We start from the raw sequence: 20,798 nt of genomic DNA on the forward strand, positions 1-20,798 counted from the left end.
AGCGACTCTGCAACGTGTCAGTGTATGAGCGATGATGATGACCTCGAAGCGGAAGTACGGGACCTCCGCGCCGAGGTCGATGCCCTCCAGACACGCATCACCGCCCTGGAATCGAAACTGGACACCGACCCGCCTCCGTCTGTCGGGGACGAAACTGCAACCACTGAAGCGGACACGGCGGCCGCCGAATCGGAGGCCCCGGACGATTCGGGGACAGCGCCAGAGACCGGCGCGACAGCCGACAGCGACGCGCCTGTCGACGAGCGGAACTGGGAGCGCGACATCGGGATGAAGTGGCTCGGCGGGGTCGGCGGGCTCGCGCTGGTGGTCGGCGTTGTCTTCTTCATTCGTCTGGCCATCGAGGCGGGCTACCTCGGCCCGCTCGGGCGTGTGCTCACCGGCACAGCGGGCGGGCTCATACTGCTCGCGGGCGGTCGGTACGCCGCCGAGCGGCAGGGCTATGACCGATGGGGTCGGCTCGTCGCGGGGACCGGCCTCGCCATCGCGTATTTCAGCGTCTACGCGGCCTACGGTTTCGACTCGTATCGAGCCGCCATCGGAGCGCCGCTGTGGGTGGTTCTGCTGGTCCTGACAGCTCTCGTGGCCGCCACAGCGGTTGTCTCGGTGCGGGACCACGCGCCGGCCGTCGCCGGCGAGGCGTTCCTGCTGGGTTATGTCACTTCCTACGTCGGGCTCGATGCTGGTTCCTTCGTCGTCTCGCCGGCCTACGTCGTGCTTCTCACGGCCGGGCTGGTGACCATCGCCGCCGTCCGGCCGTGGAGCCGGCTCGTCCTCGGCAGCGTCCTCCCGGCCTACGTGCTCCACATCGTCTGGATGGACAGGCTAGAGCCACCCGAAGCGGTTGCCACCGCTGTTCTCGTCGCGACGTTCGCCGTCTACGCCGCTGGTGTGTACGTGCTCCGTGCGAGCGACCGAACGGACCGATGGCACCGCCGACTGGTGGAGGCGACGACAGGGCTCAACGCCGTGTTCGCCGTAATCCTGCTGGAAGGCGTCGTTCGTCGACTCATCCCGACAGCGCCAGACGGGGTGGCTGTCGGCGCAGTCGGACTCGCTCTCGGCGGCGTCTACGCCGTCACGGAGTCACGCCTCGGACAGCAAGACAGCGCGGCTGGGGTGCTGGCCGTCGTGCTACTCGCCGTCAGCGTCGTCCTCGCGGCCGACCCGTTCCTCGCGACCGCCGGTCTCCTCCTCCTGCTCTGTGGGGCGTTGGCGCTCGGGTCGCGCCGCGACGCGATGGCAGTTCGTGTCGGCGGGCACCTCGTCGCCGTCGGGACCGTCGCCAAACTGCTCGCCGTGGACGCGACCGAATTACCGGCGTTCTCGCTCGCGGACCCGCTGGCGACCGCGATGGGGCGACCAGCCGCATACCTGCTGGGAATCGCGGTCTTCTACGCGCTCGGTCGGTGGTTCGGCGGCGCATCGACGACGGTGCCAAGCACTGACCGCGAACTCTCGGTGGCTGCGCCGTACGCCTGGACGGCGACCGGGCTCGCGGTGGTGCTTCTGGGGCTGGAGCTTTCGGGGGCGGGGCTGTCGGTTGCGTGGGCCGTCCTGGGGCTCGCGTTCGTCGGGGTTGGCCTCGCGCTGGATGACCGCAGTCGTCGGCTTCAGGGCGTCGTCGTCCTCGGCCTGGTGACGACCAAGGTGTTCCTCTACGACACGCAGGGGCTCGATACGCTCGCCCGGACCCTTTCGTTCCTCGTACTGGGTGGCATCCTCCTCGTCGCCTCGTACGCGTACGCCCGCTGGCAGGGTGAGGAGCCACTCAGGCGACTCTCTGGATAACAGCCGCCGCGTTCCGCTGAATCAGACCACGGCCGCCACAAAGGGTTTTGCCGGTCCCTGCCCTCCCTCCGGTTGTGACCGCGTACGACCTTTCGCGCTATCTGAACGTCCGGAGCGCCTACGGCAGCTCGTTCGCGCCGGACGGGACGCTCGCTTTCCTGATGAACACGACCGGCGTTGCCCAGCTCTGGTCGCTTCCCGAACCCCACGGCTGGCCCGAACAGTTGACGTTCTACGACGACACTGTGAGCTTCGTCGACTTCTCGCCCGAACGCCAGGAACTCGTCTTCGGCATGGACGAGGGCGGCAACGAGCGGGCGCAGCTATACCGGCTCGACGCGGACGGGCACATCCACGAACTCACTGGGATGCCCGACGCGAAACACCGCTGGGGCGGCTGGTCGCCGGACGGTGAGCGGTTCGCGTTCGCGTCGAACCGCCGAAATGAGGCTGTCTTTGACATCTACGTACAGGACCGCGACGCGACCGGCGACGATGCGGAACTAATCTGGAAGGGCGACGGCTGGTTCTCCGTCGGCGGCTTTTCGCCCGACGGTGAGCGACTGCTAGTCAGCGAGGCCCACTCCAGTTTCGACCAGGACATCTACGTGCTTGACATCGACAGCGGGAACCGCAGCCATCTCACGCCACACGAGGGGAAGGTCCGCTACACGAGCGCGTCGTGGGGACCGGAGGGCGAGGCGGTGTATCTCGTCACCGACGCCGAAAGCGACACGCTCGAACTTGCCCGCCTTTCGCTTGAGGGCGACCTCGACATCGTCCGCTCGGACGAACAGTGGAACATCGACGGCGTCGCGCTTGACAAGGACAGTGGCCGTCTCGTGTACTCGCGCAACATCGACGGCTACAACGAACTCACCGTCGGCGAACTGAAAGGGCCGACAACCATTGAGACGTTCCCGACGCCGGACCTGCCGGGCGGGCTGGCCGGGGGCGTTTCGTGGGGACCCGACGCCGAACGGTTCGCCGTCAGCGTCACCGGGCGGCAGGTCAACACCAACGTGTTCGTCGTAGAGGCCGAAACCGGCGAGAGCGAGCAGTGGACGGCCGCCTCGACGGCTGGCATCCCGCGCGAGACGTTCATCGCGCCAGAGGTCGTTCGGTTCGATTCGTTCGACGGGCGCGAGATTCCGGCGCTGTTCTCGCTGCCAGAAAGTGCAGCTAACGGAAATGATGCGGACGGCGACACGCCTGTCATCGTCGACATCCACGGCGGCCCGGAGAGCCAGCGTCGCCCCTCGTTCTCCGGTCTGACCCAGTACTTCCTCTCGCGGGGGTACGCCGTCTTCGAGCCCAACGTCCGCGGGTCGACCGGTTACGGGAAGGCCTACACGCACCTCGACGACGTGGAAAGGCGGATGGACTCCGTGAAGGACCTGCGGGCGGGCGTCGACTGGCTCCATGACCACCCGGCTGTCGACCCCAACCGAATCGTGGCGATGGGTGGGTCTTACGGCGGCTTCATGGTGCTTGCGGCACTGACTGAGTACCCGGACCTCTGGGCGGCCGGCGTCGACGTAGTCGGCATCGCCAACTTCGTGACGTTTCTGGAGAACACCGGTGACTGGCGGCGGGAACTCCGCGAGGCCGAGTACGGCTCCCTTGACGAAGACCGCGAGTTCCTCGAATCTATCTCGCCCATCAACAACGTCGACCGAATCGATGCGCCGCTGTTCGTCCTCCACGGGGCCAACGACCCGCGTGTTCCGGTCGGCGAGGCCGAGCAAATCGCCGAGCAAGCGGCCGAACAGGGAGTTCCCGTGGAGAAACTCGTTTTCGATGACGAGGGACACGGCATCAGCAAGCGGGAGAACCGCATTGAGGCGTACACCGCTGTCGTCGAATTCCTCGACGACCACGTCTGAGCGAGTCATACTAACGTTGTCGCGGGTCCACTGTACGCGTGTTGTCACCGGTGCACCGGGTAGTTTCAAACCATGAGAGTGTTCAGGCGGATTTATTATGCTGCCGAAGCACCGTTTCGTATGGAGATAGCCGAGCGCTCGCGAGCACGGGTGCAAGAGCGTCTCGCCCGTCTCGAACAGGAGTTCGGCTCGACGCCGGTGGACCAGACCACCTTTTCGGTGAGCTCGGAGGCGTACCAGCGTGCTGTCGAGCGCTCACGGGAGGGGCAGGTCGACGTGCACGCGTTCGTCCACAACGAGTCGGGCGACGTGTTGCTGAGCGACGCTGACGGGTCCTGGGAGATCCCGCAAGGCCAGACACAGGGGGCCGAGCGGCCGGCGACAGCGGTCGAGCGGGTCGTCACCGAAACGGCCGGCGTCGCGTGTACGATTCGGGACGCGGTTCGAGCGACCATCTGTGGCGTGCGAAACGAGGCGGACCCGGACGCCGAGACGGTGTACCGGCTCAGTATCGTGTTCGACGCGGAGATCAAAAGCACCGCGGCCGAAAGCAGTGGCGCTGAGACGACCGGCGAGGCTGAAGCGTCGATCCGGTGGGACGACGCGGGCGATATCGCGGTGGCGGAACTGGTTTAGATAACGCCGGTGACCGTCGCCGCTTCGATGGCCGCTTCTTCACTCATTCCGTCCCCGAGCACCGTGTAGCGGTCGCGGATCTGATGGGCCGTGGTCAGCGCTTCGATCACCGTCTCGTCGTCGATGCCGAGTTCGTCTGCCGTCGTCGGCGCGCCGATGGCGGCCAGTGCGTCTCTGGCGGCTTTCCACTTGCCTTTCTGGCCGCTGTGGAGGTACTCGGTCATGATCGAGCCGACACCGACCTGATGGCCGTGGAGCGCGCCGTCGGGGACAAGCCGGTCGAGTTGGTGTGAAAACAGGTGTTCCGCCCCGCTTGCTGGACGCGAAGAATCGGCGATAGACATCGCAACGCCTGAGGAGACGAGCGCTTTGACGACAATCCAGGATGACTCCTCAAGCCCCTGTTTTATCGAGTCGGCACTCTCAACGAGCATCTCGGCGGTCATCTGAGAGAGCGCGCCAGCGTACTCGGAGTAGTGGACGTTTTTGAGTCGGTGGGCGAGCTGCCAGTCCCGAACCGCGGTGTAGTTCGAGATGATGTCGGCACAGCCAGCAGTGGTCAGCCGCCAGGGGGCCTCGGCCAGTACCTCGGTGTCGGCGATGACCGCCAGTGGCGGCTCGGCGGCGACGCTGTGGCGCGTATCCCCCTCAGGAACTGAGCCCCGACCAGAGACGATGCCGTCGTGGCTCGCGGCCGTCGGCACCGAGACAAACCCCAGTCCGAGGTCGTCGGCCGCCATCTTCGTGATATCGATAGCTTTCCCGCCGCCGACACCAAGCAGGAAGCCCGCGTCGATCTCCGAGGCGTGGTCGATGACCTGCTGGACGGCGTCGAAACTGGCTTCCTCAATGACGATTTCGGAGGGGTCGTACCCCTCGTCCTCGAACTGTTCGACGACCCGCTTGCCGGCGACATCGTGTGGCGTCGGACTTGAAACGACGAGCGGCCGGCCAGTCAAGTGGAGTTCACTCACGGCCTCGATTGTCCGGCTGAGGACACCGTGCCCGACCACGACGTTCCGGGGGAGACGGATCCAGGTGCGTTTCTCGAACATGGTTGCCTGTCTCCGGGCACGCGTGAAAACAGTTTAGGTGCGCAGCATCAGTCAGGGCGCCGAAACCGAACCGGCGGCAAATCTTTTGACAAATATTACACACCAGTTTTCCAAAAACAATTATTAACATCCTCGGTTGGGTGCGCCTGTCATGGCACATGACACGACTGATGACGGCATGCAAGCGTCTCGGCGAACGTTTCTGAAAGCGACCGGCGTGGCCACGGCAGCGGCTGCCACCGGCGCAGGTGTTGGAACCGCCGCGGCGCAACCGGACGTCGATTCGCTCGTCGGCGACCTCACACTGGAGCAGAAAGCGGCCCAGATGACGCAGGTCGCAATTAGCTCCTTCGAGGCGGAACCCGAGGAATCGAACGTCCCCGACAGCTTCGGGGTTGACACGGTCGGCGAGTATTTCAGCGAACTCGGCGTCGGGTCGATCCTCTCAGGTGGGGCCGAACCGCCGAGCTTCGACGGCGAGACCGTGGTTCAGGGAATCAATGCCCTACAGGAGTACAACCTGGAAAACGCCGACCACGACATCCCATTCCTTTACGGCGTCGACGCGACACACGGGAACGGCCTGCTGGCAGGGGCAACGGTGTTCCCCCAACGGCTGAACCTGGGTGCGACGCGCGACCTGAGCTTGATCGAGGCGGCCGAACGGCACACGAGCGAGGCGACGGCGTCGATGGGCGCACACTGGACCTTCGCGCCAACGACTGATCTACAGCGGGACCCCCGCTGGGGCCGTTTCTTCGAGGGCATCAGCGAGGACCCGAAACTCGAAGCGGATGTCTCGCGGGTACGAGCACGGGCGCTTGAGGACGACGACCGGCTGACGGCGTGTGTCAAACACTTCGCGGCCTACTCGATCCCGAACAACGGCAACGACCGCGCACCGGCCTCGACGTCGCTGCGTGACCTCCGGACGAACATCCTCCCGCCGTACCGGGAGGCACTGAAATCCGAACCCGGGACGGTAATGGTCAACAGCGGGTCGATAAACGGGATTCCGGCCCACGCCTCTCACTGGCTGTTGACGACGCTACTTCGGGACGCCTACGGCTATGAGGGAATGGTCGTCTCAGACTGGGACGACCTGAACCGGATGATCACGAACCACGACTACGCACCCGACTTCGAGACGGCGACCGAGATGGCGATCAACGCCGGCGTCGACATGTACATGATCGGTAACGGCGGTGACGCGCCGGGCCCGGTTCAGTTCATCGACACCGTGGTCAGCCTCGTCGAGGACGGTGCGATTCCGATGGAGCGCATCGACGAGGCAGTCCGGCGGATCCTCGAACTAAAGGCCGACCTCGGCCTGTTCGAGCAGCCGACAGTCGACGAGTCCCGCATCGAGACCGTGCTCGGCGGCGCACAGGAGACCGCCGAGACGATGGCAAAGGAGTCGATGGTCCTCCTGAAAAATACTGATGACACGCTCCCGCTATCCGGCGACGAGAGCGTCCTGCTGACAGGCCCCGGCGTCGACAGCAACGGCAACAACACCCGCGCGCTGATGCAACACGGCGGCTGGACGCTCGGCTGGCAGGGGGCCAGCGCCGGCGGCCCGTTCCCGCGCCAGAACCTCCTCGAAGCGGAACTCCGCGCTCGCGTCGGCAGTCTCACGCACGTTCCCACCTCGTACGAGAACACCACCTGGTGGGCCGGCGAGGGCGACGGCGAGAACCAGCAGAGCGACGAGAACGGCAACTTCGACTTTACCGCCGAGCAGCGGTCACGGGTCGAGTCGGCTGGACCTGAATCCGATGTCGTCGTCGTCGTGCTCGGCGAGGGAACCCACAACGAAGGGTTCGGTGACCGGGACGAACTGGTGCTCGACGAGTCCCAGCAGGCGCTTCTCGACACCGTCGTCGAGTCCACCGACGATTCGACGCCGATCATCGGCGTCATGCTTGCCGGTTCGCCACGGGGGTCTCCAGAAACGTTTAGCCAGCTTGACGCCCTCCTGTTTGCCGGCCAGCCCGGCAGCGACGGCGGGGTCGCTATCGCCGAGACGCTGGTCGGCGAGTACAATCCCTCTGGGAAGCTCCCGTTCAGCTGGCCAGAGAACGTTGGTACCACACCCGTGCAGTACACCCGTTACGACCCAACATCGACAGGCGGGACAGATAACACCGCAATCTACGAGTACGGCCACGGGCTCTCCTACACCGACTTCGAGTACGGGAGCGTCTCGGTCACTCAGCCCACTGTCGGCAACCCGGCGAACCAGTCCGAGGTGACCGTCAGCGTCGAGGTGACAAACACCGGCCGGATGGCCGGCGAGCACATCGTCGAGGTGTTCAACACCCAGTCCTATGGCTCAGTGCTCCAGCCGAGACGCCGGCTGCTCGGTTACGAGCGCGTCTCGCTGGGCCCCGGCGAGTTGACCACAGTCGACGTGACTGTCGACCTGACGGCGCTGGAGGTCGTTCCCGGTGACGTGCTCGGACTTGGCCCGAAGGTCGTCGAAGCCGGTGAGTACGAACTTACTGTCGGCCAAGACGGCCCGACGGCCACGCTCACGGTCCAGAACACGGCGAGCATCACCGATCCCGACCCCGTTCCGGGCCTCCCGGACGGGTCAGGGAGTACCCCCGGTCGGGGCAATAGTGGGAACAATGGTAACGGCAACAACACCAGCCGCGACCCCACCATGGAAGACGTCGTTGACCTGCTCGACGAGGTTCGTGGGAGATCCTGAGACAGGTCCCGCGACCTACGCCGGGGTGTTCCCGCCGGCGCACCGGACCCCGAATACCCACTACGCACAGACACATGCCGGCCCGCTCCCACACCCACCAATCATTATGTATGTTCGATTAGATTAGCTGAAACAGCGATCCAGTGACAGAGAATCAGCCAGCACGGTTTCAGCAGGACATCCATGCCTGACTCCACACGCCAACCCAGCGCGCCCGTTCGGGACCGACTCCAGCAGTATGGCCTCTCCGAGACGGAGGCGGAAACGTACCTCGCCGTGGTCGAAAAGGGACCGGCAACAGCCCGAACGGTGGCCGAAACGGCGGGGGTCTCCAAAAGCTACGTGTACGACATCTGTGATTCGCTGGCCGTGGACGGCTTCGTCAGCGTCGACGACCATCGGACGCCGACGGTCATCCGCGCGACGCCCCCGTCGGAGGCTTTCGGCGCGCTAAAACGCGAACTGGACACACTGGAGGCGGCAGTACAGACCCGATACGAGGACACCGCGGCCGAGAATAACACCTTCGAGGTGGTCAAGTCCCGACCGACCATCGTCAAACGGCTGGAGCAACACATCGAAGCGGCCGACTGCGAGGTTATCCTTCAGATCCCGGCCCGACGACTCCCCGATATCCGCGACCCGCTCCGCCGTGCCCGGGAGCGGGGCATCCTCGTGCTCCTGACACTGTCGAGTTACGACCGGGCGACGATGGAGTTGGACCTGAAGGAGATCGCCAACGCCGTCCGAATCGGCCTCGACGGCGCGCCTTCGTTGCTTGCGACGGACCAGCAGCGCGGGTTCGTCTCTCCGTCGACGATGCTCAGCTGGGACCACGACGAGACGAACGCGATCACGTTTACGCAAGAGGCTGTCGCAGCAGTGTTGGTTGGTTCCTACCTGGGCAATTACTGGCCGATAGGCGAGGAGGTCCTCGTTTCGCGACCCCCGTCACTCCCGGCTCGGTACGATATGTTCCGCCCCGTCGTGTTCACGACCACGCTTGCGCTCCGGGCTGGTGAGTCCGTCGTCGCCGACCTGTACGCACGGCCGACGGGCTCCGACGACGACTTCGAAGTGATATCCGGCGAGGTGGTCGGTGTCCGACAGAACCTCGTTGCGCCCCACAACAGCGATTTCGGGTTCGAGAATTCGCTGGTCGTGGATACCGGAGACAGCCGCATCACCGTCGGCGGATACGGTGCGTTCTTAGAGGACTACGAGGTCAAGCACACGACGCTCCGCCGGGCGTAGTTGTCACTCGGTTAGGCGGTCAATAAGCGCTGCTTCCGTGTCACGGTCAGGTCCGAACTCACGGCCGGTTCGGTCGTTCTCCAGATGTTCGGCGACGGTCACCGCCAATGCCGTTTCGTGGGGCGTCGACGACCAGCCCAGGTTTCGGAGCTTCGCCGTCGACAGCAGATGCGGTGAGTCTCGGTAGATGGGGAAATCGTCGGGGGCAAGCCCCGCCGCCCTGAGTTCGCGCTCGCCGACGCCGATAGTCTCGACATCCGTCTCGTGCACTCTGGCAAGCAGGTCGACCCACTCCCGGAGCGTCGGCGCGTGCTCGTCGCCGACGTTGTAGGCCTCGCCAGCCGTCCCTCGCTCCGCGACGAGACGGAGCGCACTCGCCACGTCCTCGACGTAGGCCATCTGCCACAGGCTGAGGCCGTCGCTGGGAACGACGACCCGGTCGTATTCGGCCACGCGGTCGACCCAGTAGGCGAACCGCTCGGTGTAGTCGTAGGGACCGTACACGACGGTCGGCCTGATGCTCATCGCCTGTACGCCGTCCTCCGCGGCAGCGAACACTTCGCGGTCGCCTTCGGCCTTCCGTGGCCCGTAGGTCTCCGCGCTGTCAGTTGTGGCCTGCTCGGCAGTACAGCCTGCAAGCGGCGTCTCCCCCTCTCGCTTGGGCGTCCGTTCAGCCCCGTAGGCCGCGCCGCTTGAGATATACACGTACGCGCCGACATCGGCAAACACGTCGGTCGCCACTCGGACATCCTCCGGAAAGTACGCCACGCAGTCGACGACTACGTCCGGGTCGACCCGCTCCCGAGCAGTTTCGAGTGTGTCCCGCTCACGTCGGTCACCTTCGATGTGGGCAACCTCAGCGTTCGTGAACGGATTCTGACGCCGTCCGCGGGTGAGCATTGTCACGTCGTAGCCTGCGTCGCGGAACTCGGTGACTGTGTGCCGACCGATGAACCGACCGCCGCCGATGACGAGGACACTGTCCATACGCCGTTCTCGGACGGGACCAGCAAAACAGTGTGGCTCACCGCCAGCGTCTGCCGCGGTCTGACAGTCGACACCGAGCGTTTGCTGGAGAGGCATGACGACCGACCCTCTCCAGAGAACAGCACGGCTGAAAAAACGAATGAGGTGCGCCCTCGCGTCTGTGGTCAGTTGCCGGCCGTCGCGTTCGTCACGTTCGTCGAGAACCCTGTATCGGCGCTTGACGTGTTCCCGCCCCTGCTCCGGCCAGTCTGCAGGATGATGGGTGTTCCTTCGTCGTCAGTCGCCAGAATGACCTTATCCGAATCGTCGATGCTCTGGACGTACTGCTGTTTCAGCACAACTGGGTTCTCCCGAAGCGCCTCACCGCGAATCTCGATAACTCGGGCGTCGGCTTCGGCCTGAATCTCCTGCCGTTCCTTTTCGCGTTCGGCCTGTTGAATCTCGAATTTCTTCTCTTCGACGCGTTGCTTTGCGATTTCCTTGTCGTTGAGTGCTTGGTCGTACGATTCCGGGAGGTCAACGGTCCGAACCTGTACCTCTTCAAGGACGAGCGCTTCGCCCTCAAACGCGGATTCGAGTTTCTGCTGTGCCGCATCGCCAAGCCGCTCGCGGCCGTCGTTGGTGTATATCTCGCTCGTCTGGATACCTGCGGCCTCATTCCGGAGTTGCGACCGGACGGACGGTCGGATGAGTCGTTCTTCCGCTTGCCCGACGGTTCGCCATTGGGTGACGAACCCTGACGCGTCCGCTTCTTCGATCTTGTACCGGACGGTGATGTCGATGTCGACCGTCGTCCCATTGATGGTCTGAACGGTCACCGCATCGGCTTGTGACGGTCTGTCGCCTTCGCCCTCAGTGTTGGCCATGGTGTAGGTCCGGGGTCGGATTTCCACGTCCTGAACCGAGTCCTTGACTGGCACGATGATGTGTGCGCCCGGCTGGAGTTGATCGCCGGTTACCGCGCCGAACGATTTCTGGACGCCGACATGGCCTTCGGGGACCTGATGATAGCCACCGAACAGCGCCGTTGCGACAGCGAGGGCGACAACAACGCTGACGGCAATGCGGAGGCCACGGCCGACATCGATATCGATGTCCGACCCGGAATCGGGGTCAGGACCGGGGATGTCACTCATGCTGTGCTCCGATGCGATACGACGGGTGGTTGTACGGGGACCATGTCCAGCACTTTGGCCCGACAGCTATAGGACCAGCGATTGATTGTCACGGTGTCACATTACGACCACAGAACGCGGCTCGATTGTGGCGGAAAAACAGCGCCCTTGACGACAGACAAAACGTCGAACAGTGGCGCTTCAGTCGTCTGTCGAGGCGGCGAAGTCAGCCTCAGCGGCTTCGGCGCTCGCCGCGGCCTTGGCCGGCGGCTCGTTGCGCACGTCGTCGCGCTCGCGGTCGGCGATGACCTCAGCGTAAGCGTCGGGCATCACCTTCGTGAAGTTCTCAACTTCGGCGTCCCAGTCATCAAGCAACTCCGCCGCTCGGTCGGAGTCGGTGTAGGCGGCGTGGTTTTCGACGAGTCGAGTAATCATCTGGCGGTCCTTGCCTTCGAGCGTATCGGCCAGGGACACCATGCCGGTGTTTGCCTTCGCTGCGAACTCGCCGTCGGGGTCGTAGACGTACGCGACGCCGCCGGACATCCCGGCCGCGAAGTTCTTGCCCGTCTCGCCCAGCACGACGATAGCGCCACCAGTCATGTACTCACAGCCGTGGTCACCGACACCCTCGACGACGCCTTTGACCCCGGAGTTTCGGACGGCGAAGCGCTCGCCGGCCATGCCGTTGACGTAGGCCTCGCCCTGCGTCGCGCCGTACAGCGCGACGTTGCCGATGACGATGTTCTCCGACGGATCGAAGGGGGCCTGATCCGGCGTGTTCACGATGAGCTTCCCACCGGAGAGCCCCTTGCCGACGTAGTCGTTGGCCGTCCCGGTCAGTTCCATCGTCACGCCCTGTGCGAGGAACGCGCCGAAGGACTGGCCGGCCGTGCCGTCGAAGTCGACCCGGATAGTGTCGTCCGCGAGGCCGTCACTTGCGTGCTCGCGGGAGATGCGGTTCGAGAGCGTCGCCCCGACCGCACGGTCGACGTTGGTGATATCGGTGTCGATAGCGACCGGGTCGCCGCTGTAGATGGCGTCCTCGGCGGCGTCGATGAGGTCCCAGTCGAGTTGTTCGTCGACCTCGTGGGTCTGCTCGCGCTGCTTGTAGCGGCCGTCGTTGTCGGCCGGCTCAGCGATGACTCCCGAGAGGTCGAGCTTCTGGGCCTTGGGCTGACTCACGTCGTCGCGCTGCTTGAGTACGCTCGGTCGGCCGATCATCTCGTCGATGGTCTCGAAGCCGAGTTCGGCCATGATCTCGCGCAGTTCCTGAGCCACGAACGTCATGTAGTTGATGACGTGCTGTGGCTCGCCGGGGAAGCGCTCGCGGAGGTTCTCGTTCTGCGTGGCGATGCCGACAGGGCAGGTGTTTTCGTGGCACTGCCGAGCCATCACACAGCCCGAGGTGACCATCGAGGCGGTCCCGAAGGTGTACCCCTCGGCACCGAGCAGGGCGGCGACGGCCACGTCACGGCCGGTCTTCATGCCGCCGTCGGTGGTCACCTTGATGCGCGAGCGCAGGCCGGTGGCCCGGAGCATCTGGTTGGCCTCCGAAACACCTAGCTCCCAAGGGAGCCCGGCGTTCTTGATTGAGGTCTTCGGCGACGCACCGGTCCCGCCGTCGTGGCCCGAGATGTGGACTACGTCGGCGTTGGCCTTGGCGACGCCAGCCGCGATGGTCCCGATACCGTCTTCGGAGACCAGCTTAACGTTGATGTCAGCCTCGGGGTTTGAGGCCTTGAGGTCGTGGATGAGTTGCTTCAGGTCCTCGATGGAGTAGATATCGTGCAGCGGCGGCGGCGAAATGAGGCCGACGCCCGGCGTCGCGTACCGCACGTGGGCAATCATCTCGTTGACCTTCTTGCCGGGCAGGTGGCCACCCTCACCGGGCTTGGAGCCCTGTGCCATCTTGATCTGGAGTTCGTCAGCCGACGCGAGGTAGTCGGAGGTAACGCCAAAGCGGCCGGAAGCGACCTGCTTGGTCGTACACTCCTTCTCGGTGTCGAACCGTTCGGGCGGTTCGCCGCCTTCGCCGGTGTTGGCGTTGGCCCCGAGCCGGTTCATTGCGATGGCGTTGTTCTCGTGCATCTCGGGCGATAGCGACCCGAGCGACATCGCCGCGGTCTCGAAGCGCTCGACAATGTCGTCGACCGGCTCGACATCCTCGATGGGGATGGACTCGCGGTCGGAGTCGAATTCGAGTAGGCCACGCAGCGTCTGGAGTTCCTCGTTCTGGTCGTTGACCAGTTCGGCGAACTCTTTGTACGTATCGTAGTCGCCCATCCGGACGGCTTGCTGGATCTTGCCGACCGTGTTGGGGTTCCACTGGTGGTGGATGCCGTTCGAGCGGAACTCGTACTCGCCCTGTCGCGGCATATCGGGCTCTTCCTCGCTCCAGGCGACATCATGGCGCTGGGTGAGGTCGTCCTCGATTTCCTCGATGCCGATACCGTCGGTCCGGCAGGTCGTCCCCTCGAAGTACTCGGCGATGAAGTCCGAGGAGAGGCCGACGGCCTCGAAGATCTGGGCACCCTGATAGGACTCGACCGTGGAGATACCCATCTTGGCCATCGTCTTCAGCAGGCCGTCCTCAACGGCAGTGATGTAGGCATCGATGGCATCAGCCAGGTCCGCGCCGTCCGGTCCGGCCACCAGGTCCTCGATGGTCTGGTAGGCCAGGTACGGGTTGACCGCGCCGGCTCCGTAGCCGATGAGCGTCGCGAAGTGATGGACCGCACGCGGGTCACCGGACTCGACGACGAGCCCGACGTGGTTGCGGAGACCGTTGCGGACGAGATGGTGGTGGATGCCACCGACGGCAAGGAGGCTCGGAATCGGCACGCGGCCTTCGCTGGCCGCACGGTCCGAGAGCACGAGAATGTCGTGTTCCCGTGCTGCGGCGTCGGCTTCGGCCCGCACGTCTTCGACGGCCTGGCGAAGGTCGCCGCCCTCTTTGTAGGTGATATCGATGACCTTCGTGGACATGCCGTTGGCGTTCAGGTCCTTGATAGACTGCGTCTCCTCGTCAGTGAGGATTGGCGAGTCAAGCACGAGCTGGCGGGCGTGGCCCTGGCTCTCGTCGAGGATGTTACGCTGATGGCCCAGCCGGGACTCCAGTGAGGTGACGAGTTCCTCGCGGATGTAGTCAAGCGGCGGATTCGTCACCTGAGCGAACAGCTGCTTGAAGTAGGTGAACAGCGGGCGGTTGAACTGCGAGAGAACCGACAGTGGCGTGTCATCGCCCATAGAGCCGACGGGGTCTTTCCCCTTCTCGGCCATCGGCTCAATGAGGTGGTCGACCTCGTCGTACGTGTAGCCGTACATGGCCTGCTGGCTCCGGAGCGCGTCCGACGGGTCCCGAGGTGCGTTGTCCTCGCGGTCGGCAACCTCGTCGATGTCGACCTGTTCTTCGGCGACCCACTCGCCGTACTTGTCGTCGGTGATGTCGTCGAACACTTCCGCGTCAGGGATAACACGTCCCTCTTCGGGGTCGGCGAGGAAACACTGGCCGGGCTGGAGGCGCCCGCGTTCCTTGATTTCGCTGGCGTCGTGTTCGAGCGCACCGGCTTCGGATGACATCACGAGCGTGTTGTCCTCAAGCACGTCGTAGCGGCACGGGCGCAGCCCGTTCCGGTCCAGCACAGCGCCGATACGGTCGCCGTCGGTGGCTGCGACGAGGGCCGGGCCGTCCCAGGGTTCGACCAGCGAAGCGTGGTAGTCATAGAAATCACGCCGGTCGCCAGTCACGTCGTTCATCTCGCCGCGCCAGGCCTCGGGGATGAGCATCCGGAGGGCGTGGGGGAGGTCGCGGCCGCCCTGCAAGAGCAGTTCGAGCGCGTTGTCGACGCTCGCGGTGTCTGATTGCTCGGGGTCGTCGATGATGGGCTTGATCTTCTCCAGATCGCCCTCGAACTCGTCGCTCTGGATGTCGGTTTCCCGAGCGCGCATCCAGTTGATGTTCCCCTGAATCGTGTTGAACTCGCCGTTGTGGATGACGCGACGATACGGATGGGCGAGGTGCCACGCGCCCAACGTGTTCGTCGAGAATCGGGCGTGGACCATCGCAAACGTCGACTGCATCTGCTCGTCTTCGAGGTCAGGGTAGTAGTCTTCGAGCTGTTCGGCCTTGAGCAGGCCCTTGTACACCACGACATCGGTTGCAAGCGAGACGACGTAGAATCGTTCGTGGCCCGGCGGCTTTTTTTCCTCGATGGTGTTTTCGAGCGCCCGGCGGCCGATGTATAGCTGGTTCTCGAAGGCGTCCCCGGTTTTGCCCGTCGCGGAGGTAACGAAGAACTGAACGATGTCGGGCTCGGATTCGAGCGCCGTCGCGCCAAGATCGCTGTTGTCCGTGGGAACGTCGCGCCAGTCGAGGACATCGAGGCCCTCAGCGGCGAGTTCCGTCTCGACGAGGTCTTTCAGACTCTCGGCGACCTCGTCGTCTTGGGGGAGAAAGAGCGTGCCGACGGCGTACTCGCCAGCGGGTGGCAGGTCGGCGTCGACTTCGGCAGCGAAAAACTCGTGTGGAATCTGGAGCATGATGCCTGCTCCGTCGCCCGTATCTTGCTCTGCTCCTGTCGTCCCTCGATGTTCGAGGTTGTCGAGGAGTTCGAGTCCGTCCGATACAACCCAGTGGTCGCTCTGGCCGTCGAGGTCCATGACGACTCCGACACCACAGTTCGACCGTTCGTCCGTGGGATCTGCAAGCCCGGCGTCGCCTGCAGAGAGACCTGTCTGTCGCTCAACCATGTGTTTCACGACTGGGGATGCCACTATAAGAGGGTAATCCTAATGGTATTAGTGTTGTTTAACCCCACATTAGGTAATATATATTTATAACGATTGTTCGAACTGTATCATCATTTATAAACAGTCGTCTGCAGGCCGGCGGTTCACTTGGTGTTCAGCCGAGCACGGGTGCAGATGACTGCTCGATACCAGAAACGTAGGCCGTCATGTCAGTTGTCGTTAACATTCCGACGACTCCTTCCGTCTCATCAACGACAGGAAGGTGGTGGACACTGTGGTCCAACATCACGCTTGCGGCCGCCTCAACCGGGTCGTTTGCCGTCACTGTAACCAGATCCGTCGTCATGAATTCGGACACGTCTAACCCCGCCGTATCGCCACCCTTTGCGGCGATTTCGACGAAGTCCGTGGAGGTGAGAATCCCCAGCAACGCTCCGTCAGCGTCGACGACAACAACAGAACTGATGTTCTCGTCAAGCATCCGCTTGGCGACCGCTTTCGCGTTCGCGTCGGCGGCAACAGTGGTGACAGGCGATGACATAATTCGTCCGACAAACACGTCGTCCATGACAGTCGATAACATAGGCCGAGATATAACCGTGTTGGTTCCGGATATCTATCCATTTCACCTGCTGAGAAATATATAAGGTCTTAATATTCTGCGCTCGCCACGACGTATGCACCCCTTCAACTATTGGCCTCCTGTCTCCGATATCCCACTCCAACTGGTCGGTTGCATCAGGACTGTCGGCCTTCCATTGCTGTCGTAAACTGTCTGTATAACTATATTTCCTACGACGGTATCTGTTCGCCGTTTGGCGTTTGTATGACTGTAGTCTGACGGCGATTTATATACATAGGGACAGCAGTGATTATCGGGGGCACGGAGGAAAATGTCACACGCTCCCCGACCCCATCCTTCCTTCATACTGCTAGCTGTACCTTCGTGAGAACGCATACTCCCTCAGCAGTGGCAATATGCTTCACGGCAGTATCAGCCGGCATCTATCTATACGAGCCAATCGTATATGAATTAAACCATGTCTGGTCATGCTCCCAGCGTCGCTATCGCCTGTCAGGGCGGCGGCAGCCACACCGCGTTCACCGCCGGCGCGCTGAAGCGACTGCTACCCGCTGTCGACGCTAATTACGAACTCGTGGGACTGAGCGGAACCTCCGGTGGCGCACTCTGTGCGGTCACCGCGTGGTACGGCCTGCTCAGCGCCGGCCCTGACCGCGCGGCCGACATGCTGGATGATGTCTGGTGCGACGTCGCCGCGACCGACCCTGGCGAGTTTCTAGTCAATGAGTCGCTCGTTTGGCGCTCGCGCCTCCGGCAACTCATGTTCCCCATCCCGGAGGTCTCGCCGTACGCAGTGCCGGGCAATGCCGGCCAAGATTGGTATCTGGACCTGCTCGACCGACACATCGACTTCGACGACTTCGACTCGCTCGCGGCTGCGACCCCGCCGCACGTGACCATCGGTGCGGTTGACCTCAACAGCGGCAAGTTCGAAACCTTCTCAGACGACGCCATCACCCCGGAGACGGTGCTCGCATCCGCCGCGTATCCGCTGCTGTACGAGGCCGTCGAGATGAACGACCACTGGCACTGGGACGGCCTGTTCTCGCAGAACCCGCCAGTCAAGGAGTTCCTGACCAGCGAGCGGCCAAAGCCCGACGAACTCTGGGTCATCCAGATCGAGCCACAGACCTACGACGGCGTCCCGACCTCGCTGGCGGAAATCACCGACCGCCGGCAGGAACTGTCCGGAAACATCTCGCTGAACCAGGAACTGGACTTCATCGAAACAGTGAACGACTGGGTACGGGCTGGCTATCTCCCCGACGAATACAGACACGTCGAGATCCGACACCTGCGACTCGCCAGGAAGCACACTCCGTCTTCGAAGGTGGACCGTGACCCGCGGTTCATAGAGGACCTACTCGAACGCGGCGAGCGCGAGGCCGACGACTTCCTGAACCGGATCGCCTGATGCCCACTCGCTTCGCTCGGGCCCGTTCAGTAGCTCTTGGCGAAGTAGGCCGTCTCGTTCCGACCTTTTACTTCCTCGGGTGCGCTCGTGATACGCTCGCACCGCTCGTCGCAAAACGTCGGCGAAAACTGCGGTCCCTCGCTCCGCTCGGGCCCGTTCAGTAGCTCTTGGCGAAGTAGGCCGTCTCCTCGGCGTCCTCACCACAGATGGCGCAGTCCTCGTGGATCGGCTCCTCGTCGCGGTCAAGGGGCACCATCACGATTTCGGCCGCGATAGCGTCCTTGATCGGCTCCTCGCAGTCCTCGTCGCCACACCAACCACACTTCACGTAGCCGCCGTGCTGGCCGATGGTGCCGAGGATTTCCTCGCGGGACTCAGCCTCACGGATTTCGCCTTCCAGCGTCTCCTCAGCGCTGGCATATAGCTTGGCGTGGACGGTGTCGAGGTGGTCGGTAACGGTGTCGGCGATGCCGTCGCGGTCGACCGTCTCGGTTTCGCCGTCGGGCCGGTGGACCAGCGTGGCCTCACCGTCCTCAACCTCGTGGGGGCCGATTTCGACACGGAGGGGAACGCCGTGGAGTTCGTGTTCGTTGTACTTGAATCCGGGATTGCGGTGTTCGCGGTCGTCAAGTTCGACCCGGACGCCGGCCTCGTCCAGTTCGGCGGCGAGGTCGGCGGCGTAGTCGATGACCTCGTCCTTGTTGTCCTCCTGCCAGATCGGGACGACGACGACCTGATCGGGGGCGAGCGCTGGTGGAAGGACGAGCCCCTGGTCGTCGGAGTGGGTCATGATGAGCGCACCCATCGCGCGCCAGGACAGTCCCCACGAGGTCGTGTGGGCCGTGTTCTCCTCCTCGTCGGCGTCGGCGTAGGTGATGTCGAACGCCTCGCCGAAGGAGGTCCCGAGGTAGTGGGAGGTGGCGGCCTGCACGGTCTTGCCGTCGGGCATCAACGTCTCGATGGTAGTCGTCGTGTGCGCGCCGGGGAATTTATCGTGAGGGGGCTTGCGGCCCTTCAGCGGCGGCATCGCCATGACCTCCTCGTAGAGGCGGGCGTACTGGTCCAGACGGGTCATCGTCTCCTCCCACGCGCCGTCCTCGTCGGCGTGGGCGGTGTGACCCTCCTGCCAGAGGAACTCCTTGGTGCGGAAGAACGGCTTCGTCTCCGTTGCTTCCCACCGGACGACTGAACACCACTGGTTCAGCCGCATCGGGAGGTCCCGGTGCGATCGAGTCCACTGTGCCATGAACGGCGCGATGATGGACTCGCTGGTGGGCCGGACGGCGAGCCGCTCTTCGAGTTCATTGTGGCCGCCGTGGGTTACCCACGCCACCTCGGGGTCGAACCCTTCGACAACGTCTTTCTCTTTCTCAAGATAGCTCTCGGGGATAAACAGTGGGAAGTAGGCGTTCTGCACGCCGGTGTCCTTGAACCAGCCGTCGAGGTTGTTCTGGATACGCTCCCAGATAGCGTAGCCGCGTGGGCGCGTAACGATGAACCCGCCCATAGGGGCGTAGTCCGCGAGGCCGGCCTTCTGGACGACCTCGGCGTACCACTCGCCGGGTGAATGCTCCTTGCTCTCGGTAATTCCGAGTTCCTGCTCGCCACTCATTAGGTGTGTCGTGGCCCACGGCGCTAATAAACTCCCCGAAGGGTGGTGAGCCGCTGGCACGCCGACCGACCCAGTTCGATGCCCCACTCCGCGCCGCGAGGACCGTTGTATTGGGGCCGGTATCAGGCCTGTTCAGCCCGAATGGAGAGGGCCTCTCTGGGCCCAGGAGTGCCGAAAGTTGACGCCGCGGACCCGCCGCGAAGGAACAGTTCCTGATACGGGTCGTCCCCGCCTGCTGACCCCGGGACGATAGCGAGGGACCCTTCCGGAACGTTCGACACAGCGTCCCTGACGACGGCCTCACAGGACTCGCCGTTGAGTTCGACAGTGACTGTGTCGCTCTCCGGTGTGAACGCTGAGTGGCGGATCGAGGTCTTGACGTTCCCGTAGCCGTCGACGTGACAGACCACGGACTCAGGCGGGGCCGGCACGTCGTCGAGTGACCGCTCCGCCCCGAGAGATGAGTGATTCCCGTTTGCGATTTCGGCGACGCGGCGCGGGAACACGTCCCGCGAGCGGAACTGACCGGTGTCCGCCGGCAGTTCGATCTCACGGAAGGTCGTGGCGTGGTCGGCAATAAACGAGAGGTTGTAGCCGGCATCGACGGCGACGACGGGGACGCCGTTGTCCAGTTCGAGATAACAGAGCGCCCCGCCGGTGTCGGCTCGCTCCGGCGTCGACTCTGTCGTTCGTGGTGCCGTGTTCGAGTAAAGCAGCAGGTCGTCGAACGTCGGATTGTGGACGCCGAGTTGCGCGATCCAGAATCCAGTGGCGACCGTCGAGAATGGCTTGACTTCGGTCGACTGAACGGTCATCGTCGGGTCAGCGGCAGTGAGACGATGGACGACTTCTGAGAAGGCCGGGTCGGCCGGGCCGTAATCCGCGATGAGATGAACGAACGTGCTCATGTGAAGCTCCGGTCACCACCACGTCGGTACGCCTGTATAATCTTGTGCCTTGGTACCAGATGCAGAACTATCGA

General features: G+C 63.7%; 13 protein-coding genes. 6 read left to right on the top strand and 7 right to left on the bottom strand.

What is annotated here, in order from left to right; translation table 11 throughout:
• The first annotated feature begins 24 nt into the window (after positions 1-24).
• From G9C82_RS04590 to G9C82_RS04600, 3 genes are all read left to right on the top strand, one after another.
• Complete coding sequence (locus G9C82_RS04590) at positions 25-1,809, top strand: DUF2339 domain-containing protein (RefSeq protein WP_127013482.1); 1,785 nt, start codon at positions 25-27, stop codon at positions 1,807-1,809.
• Positions 1,810-1,883: 74 nt separating this feature from the next.
• The gene (locus tag G9C82_RS04595; protein ID WP_127013483.1) at positions 1,884-3,695 is read left to right on the top strand and encodes a S9 family peptidase; all 1,812 of its coding nucleotides are present in this window, start codon (positions 1,884-1,886) and stop codon (positions 3,693-3,695) included.
• 120 nt (positions 3,696-3,815) lie between these two features.
• Positions 3,816-4,331 (top strand): hypothetical protein, encoded by a 516-nt coding sequence (locus G9C82_RS04600; RefSeq protein ID WP_127013484.1) that lies wholly within the window; start codon positions 3,816-3,818, stop codon positions 4,329-4,331.
• Here G9C82_RS04600 and G9C82_RS04605 read toward each other — a convergent pair.
• Positions 4,328-5,386, bottom strand: coding sequence for an NAD(P)-dependent glycerol-1-phosphate dehydrogenase (locus G9C82_RS04605; protein WP_007188303.1), 1,059 nt, complete (start codon positions 5,384-5,386; stop codon positions 4,328-4,330). The two genes, G9C82_RS04600 and G9C82_RS04605, sit on opposite strands and share 4 nt — an antisense overlap.
• A gap of 151 nt (positions 5,387-5,537) precedes the next feature.
• Between G9C82_RS04605 and G9C82_RS04610 the strand changes: the two genes are divergently transcribed.
• Together G9C82_RS04610 and G9C82_RS04615 are read left to right on the top strand one after the other, a co-directional pair.
• Positions 5,538-8,102, top strand: coding sequence for a glycoside hydrolase family 3 N-terminal domain-containing protein (locus tag G9C82_RS04610; RefSeq protein ID WP_127013485.1), 2,565 nt, complete (start codon positions 5,538-5,540; stop codon positions 8,100-8,102).
• A 183-nt stretch (positions 8,103-8,285) separates the two neighbouring features.
• Positions 8,286-9,356 carry a TrmB family transcriptional regulator gene (locus G9C82_RS04615; RefSeq protein WP_007188302.1) on the top strand — a complete coding sequence of 357 codons (1,071 nt, stop codon included), beginning with the start codon at positions 8,286-8,288 and terminating at the stop codon, positions 9,354-9,356.
• A 3-nt stretch (positions 9,357-9,359) separates the two neighbouring features.
• Here the strand turns inward: G9C82_RS04615 and G9C82_RS04620 are convergent, their stop codons facing one another.
• The 4 genes from G9C82_RS04620 to G9C82_RS04635 all read right to left on the bottom strand — a co-directional run bounded on the left by G9C82_RS04620 (position 9,360) and on the right by G9C82_RS04635 (position 16,775).
• Positions 9,360-10,343, bottom strand: coding sequence for an NAD-dependent epimerase/dehydratase family protein (locus G9C82_RS04620; RefSeq protein WP_174789835.1), 984 nt, complete (start codon positions 10,341-10,343; stop codon positions 9,360-9,362).
• A 164-nt stretch (positions 10,344-10,507) separates the two neighbouring features.
• Positions 10,508-11,479, bottom strand: coding sequence for a prohibitin family protein (locus tag G9C82_RS04625; RefSeq protein ID WP_007188300.1), 972 nt, complete (start codon positions 11,477-11,479; stop codon positions 10,508-10,510).
• A 180-nt stretch (positions 11,480-11,659) separates the two neighbouring features.
• Positions 11,660-16,207, bottom strand: coding sequence for a glutamate synthase large subunit (gene gltB, locus G9C82_RS04630; protein WP_127013487.1), 4,548 nt, complete (start codon positions 16,205-16,207; stop codon positions 11,660-11,662).
• 154 nt (positions 16,208-16,361) lie between these two features.
• Positions 16,362-16,775 (bottom strand): CBS domain-containing protein, encoded by a 414-nt coding sequence (locus G9C82_RS04635; RefSeq protein WP_049938701.1) that lies wholly within the window; start codon positions 16,773-16,775, stop codon positions 16,362-16,364.
• A gap of 472 nt (positions 16,776-17,247) precedes the next feature.
• Between G9C82_RS04635 and G9C82_RS04640 the strand changes: the two genes are divergently transcribed.
• Complete coding sequence (locus G9C82_RS04640) at positions 17,248-18,204, top strand: patatin-like phospholipase family protein (RefSeq protein WP_007188297.1); 957 nt, start codon at positions 17,248-17,250, stop codon at positions 18,202-18,204.
• Positions 18,205-18,361: 157 nt separating this feature from the next.
• Here G9C82_RS04640 and proS read toward each other — a convergent pair whose 3' ends face one another.
• Together proS and G9C82_RS04650 are read right to left on the bottom strand one after the other, a co-directional pair.
• Positions 18,362-19,816 carry a proline--tRNA ligase gene (proS, locus tag G9C82_RS04645; RefSeq protein ID WP_007188296.1) on the bottom strand — a complete coding sequence of 485 codons (1,455 nt, stop codon included), beginning with the start codon at positions 19,814-19,816 and terminating at the stop codon, positions 18,362-18,364.
• A 122-nt stretch (positions 19,817-19,938) separates the two neighbouring features.
• Positions 19,939-20,724, bottom strand: a complete 786-nt coding sequence (locus tag G9C82_RS04650; RefSeq protein WP_127013488.1) for an SAM hydroxide adenosyltransferase — start codon at positions 20,722-20,724, stop codon at positions 19,939-19,941.
• Positions 20,725-20,798: the final 74 nt, after the last annotated feature.

The organism is Haloarcula sp. R1-2 (assembly GCF_011627385.1).
Classification (GTDB): Archaea; Halobacteriota; Halobacteria; order Halobacteriales; family Haloarculaceae; genus Haloarcula; species Haloarcula marismortui.

Bases quoted from the DNA above. Each gene is read 5' to 3' on its own strand.
- G9C82_RS04650 (WP_127013488.1), bottom strand. From the start codon at position 20,724: ATGAGCACGTTCGTTCATCTCATCGCGGATTACGGCCCGGCCGACCCG.
- gltB (WP_127013487.1), bottom strand. From the start codon at position 16,207: ATGGTTGAGCGACAGACAGGTCTCTCTGCAGGCGACGCCGGGCTTGCA.
- G9C82_RS04590 (WP_127013482.1), top strand. From the start codon at position 25: ATGAGCGATGATGATGACCTCGAAGCGGAAGTACGGGACCTCCGCGCC.
- G9C82_RS04620 (WP_174789835.1), bottom strand. From the start codon at position 10,343: ATGGACAGTGTCCTCGTCATCGGCGGCGGTCGGTTCATCGGTCGGCAC.
- proS (WP_007188296.1), bottom strand. From the start codon at position 19,816: ATGAGTGGCGAGCAGGAACTCGGAATTACCGAGAGCAAGGAGCATTCA.
- G9C82_RS04635 (WP_049938701.1), bottom strand. From the start codon at position 16,775: ATGGACGACGTGTTTGTCGGACGAATTATGTCATCGCCTGTCACCACT.
- G9C82_RS04625 (WP_007188300.1), bottom strand. From the start codon at position 11,479: ATGAGTGACATCCCCGGTCCTGACCCCGATTCCGGGTCGGACATCGAT.
- G9C82_RS04640 (WP_007188297.1), top strand. From the start codon at position 17,248: ATGTCTGGTCATGCTCCCAGCGTCGCTATCGCCTGTCAGGGCGGCGGC.
- G9C82_RS04600 (WP_127013484.1), top strand. From the start codon at position 3,816: ATGGAGATAGCCGAGCGCTCGCGAGCACGGGTGCAAGAGCGTCTCGCC.
- G9C82_RS04610 (WP_127013485.1), top strand. From the start codon at position 5,538: ATGGCACATGACACGACTGATGACGGCATGCAAGCGTCTCGGCGAACG.
- G9C82_RS04605 (WP_007188303.1), bottom strand. From the start codon at position 5,386: ATGTTCGAGAAACGCACCTGGATCCGTCTCCCCCGGAACGTCGTGGTC.
- G9C82_RS04615 (WP_007188302.1), top strand. From the start codon at position 8,286: ATGCCTGACTCCACACGCCAACCCAGCGCGCCCGTTCGGGACCGACTC.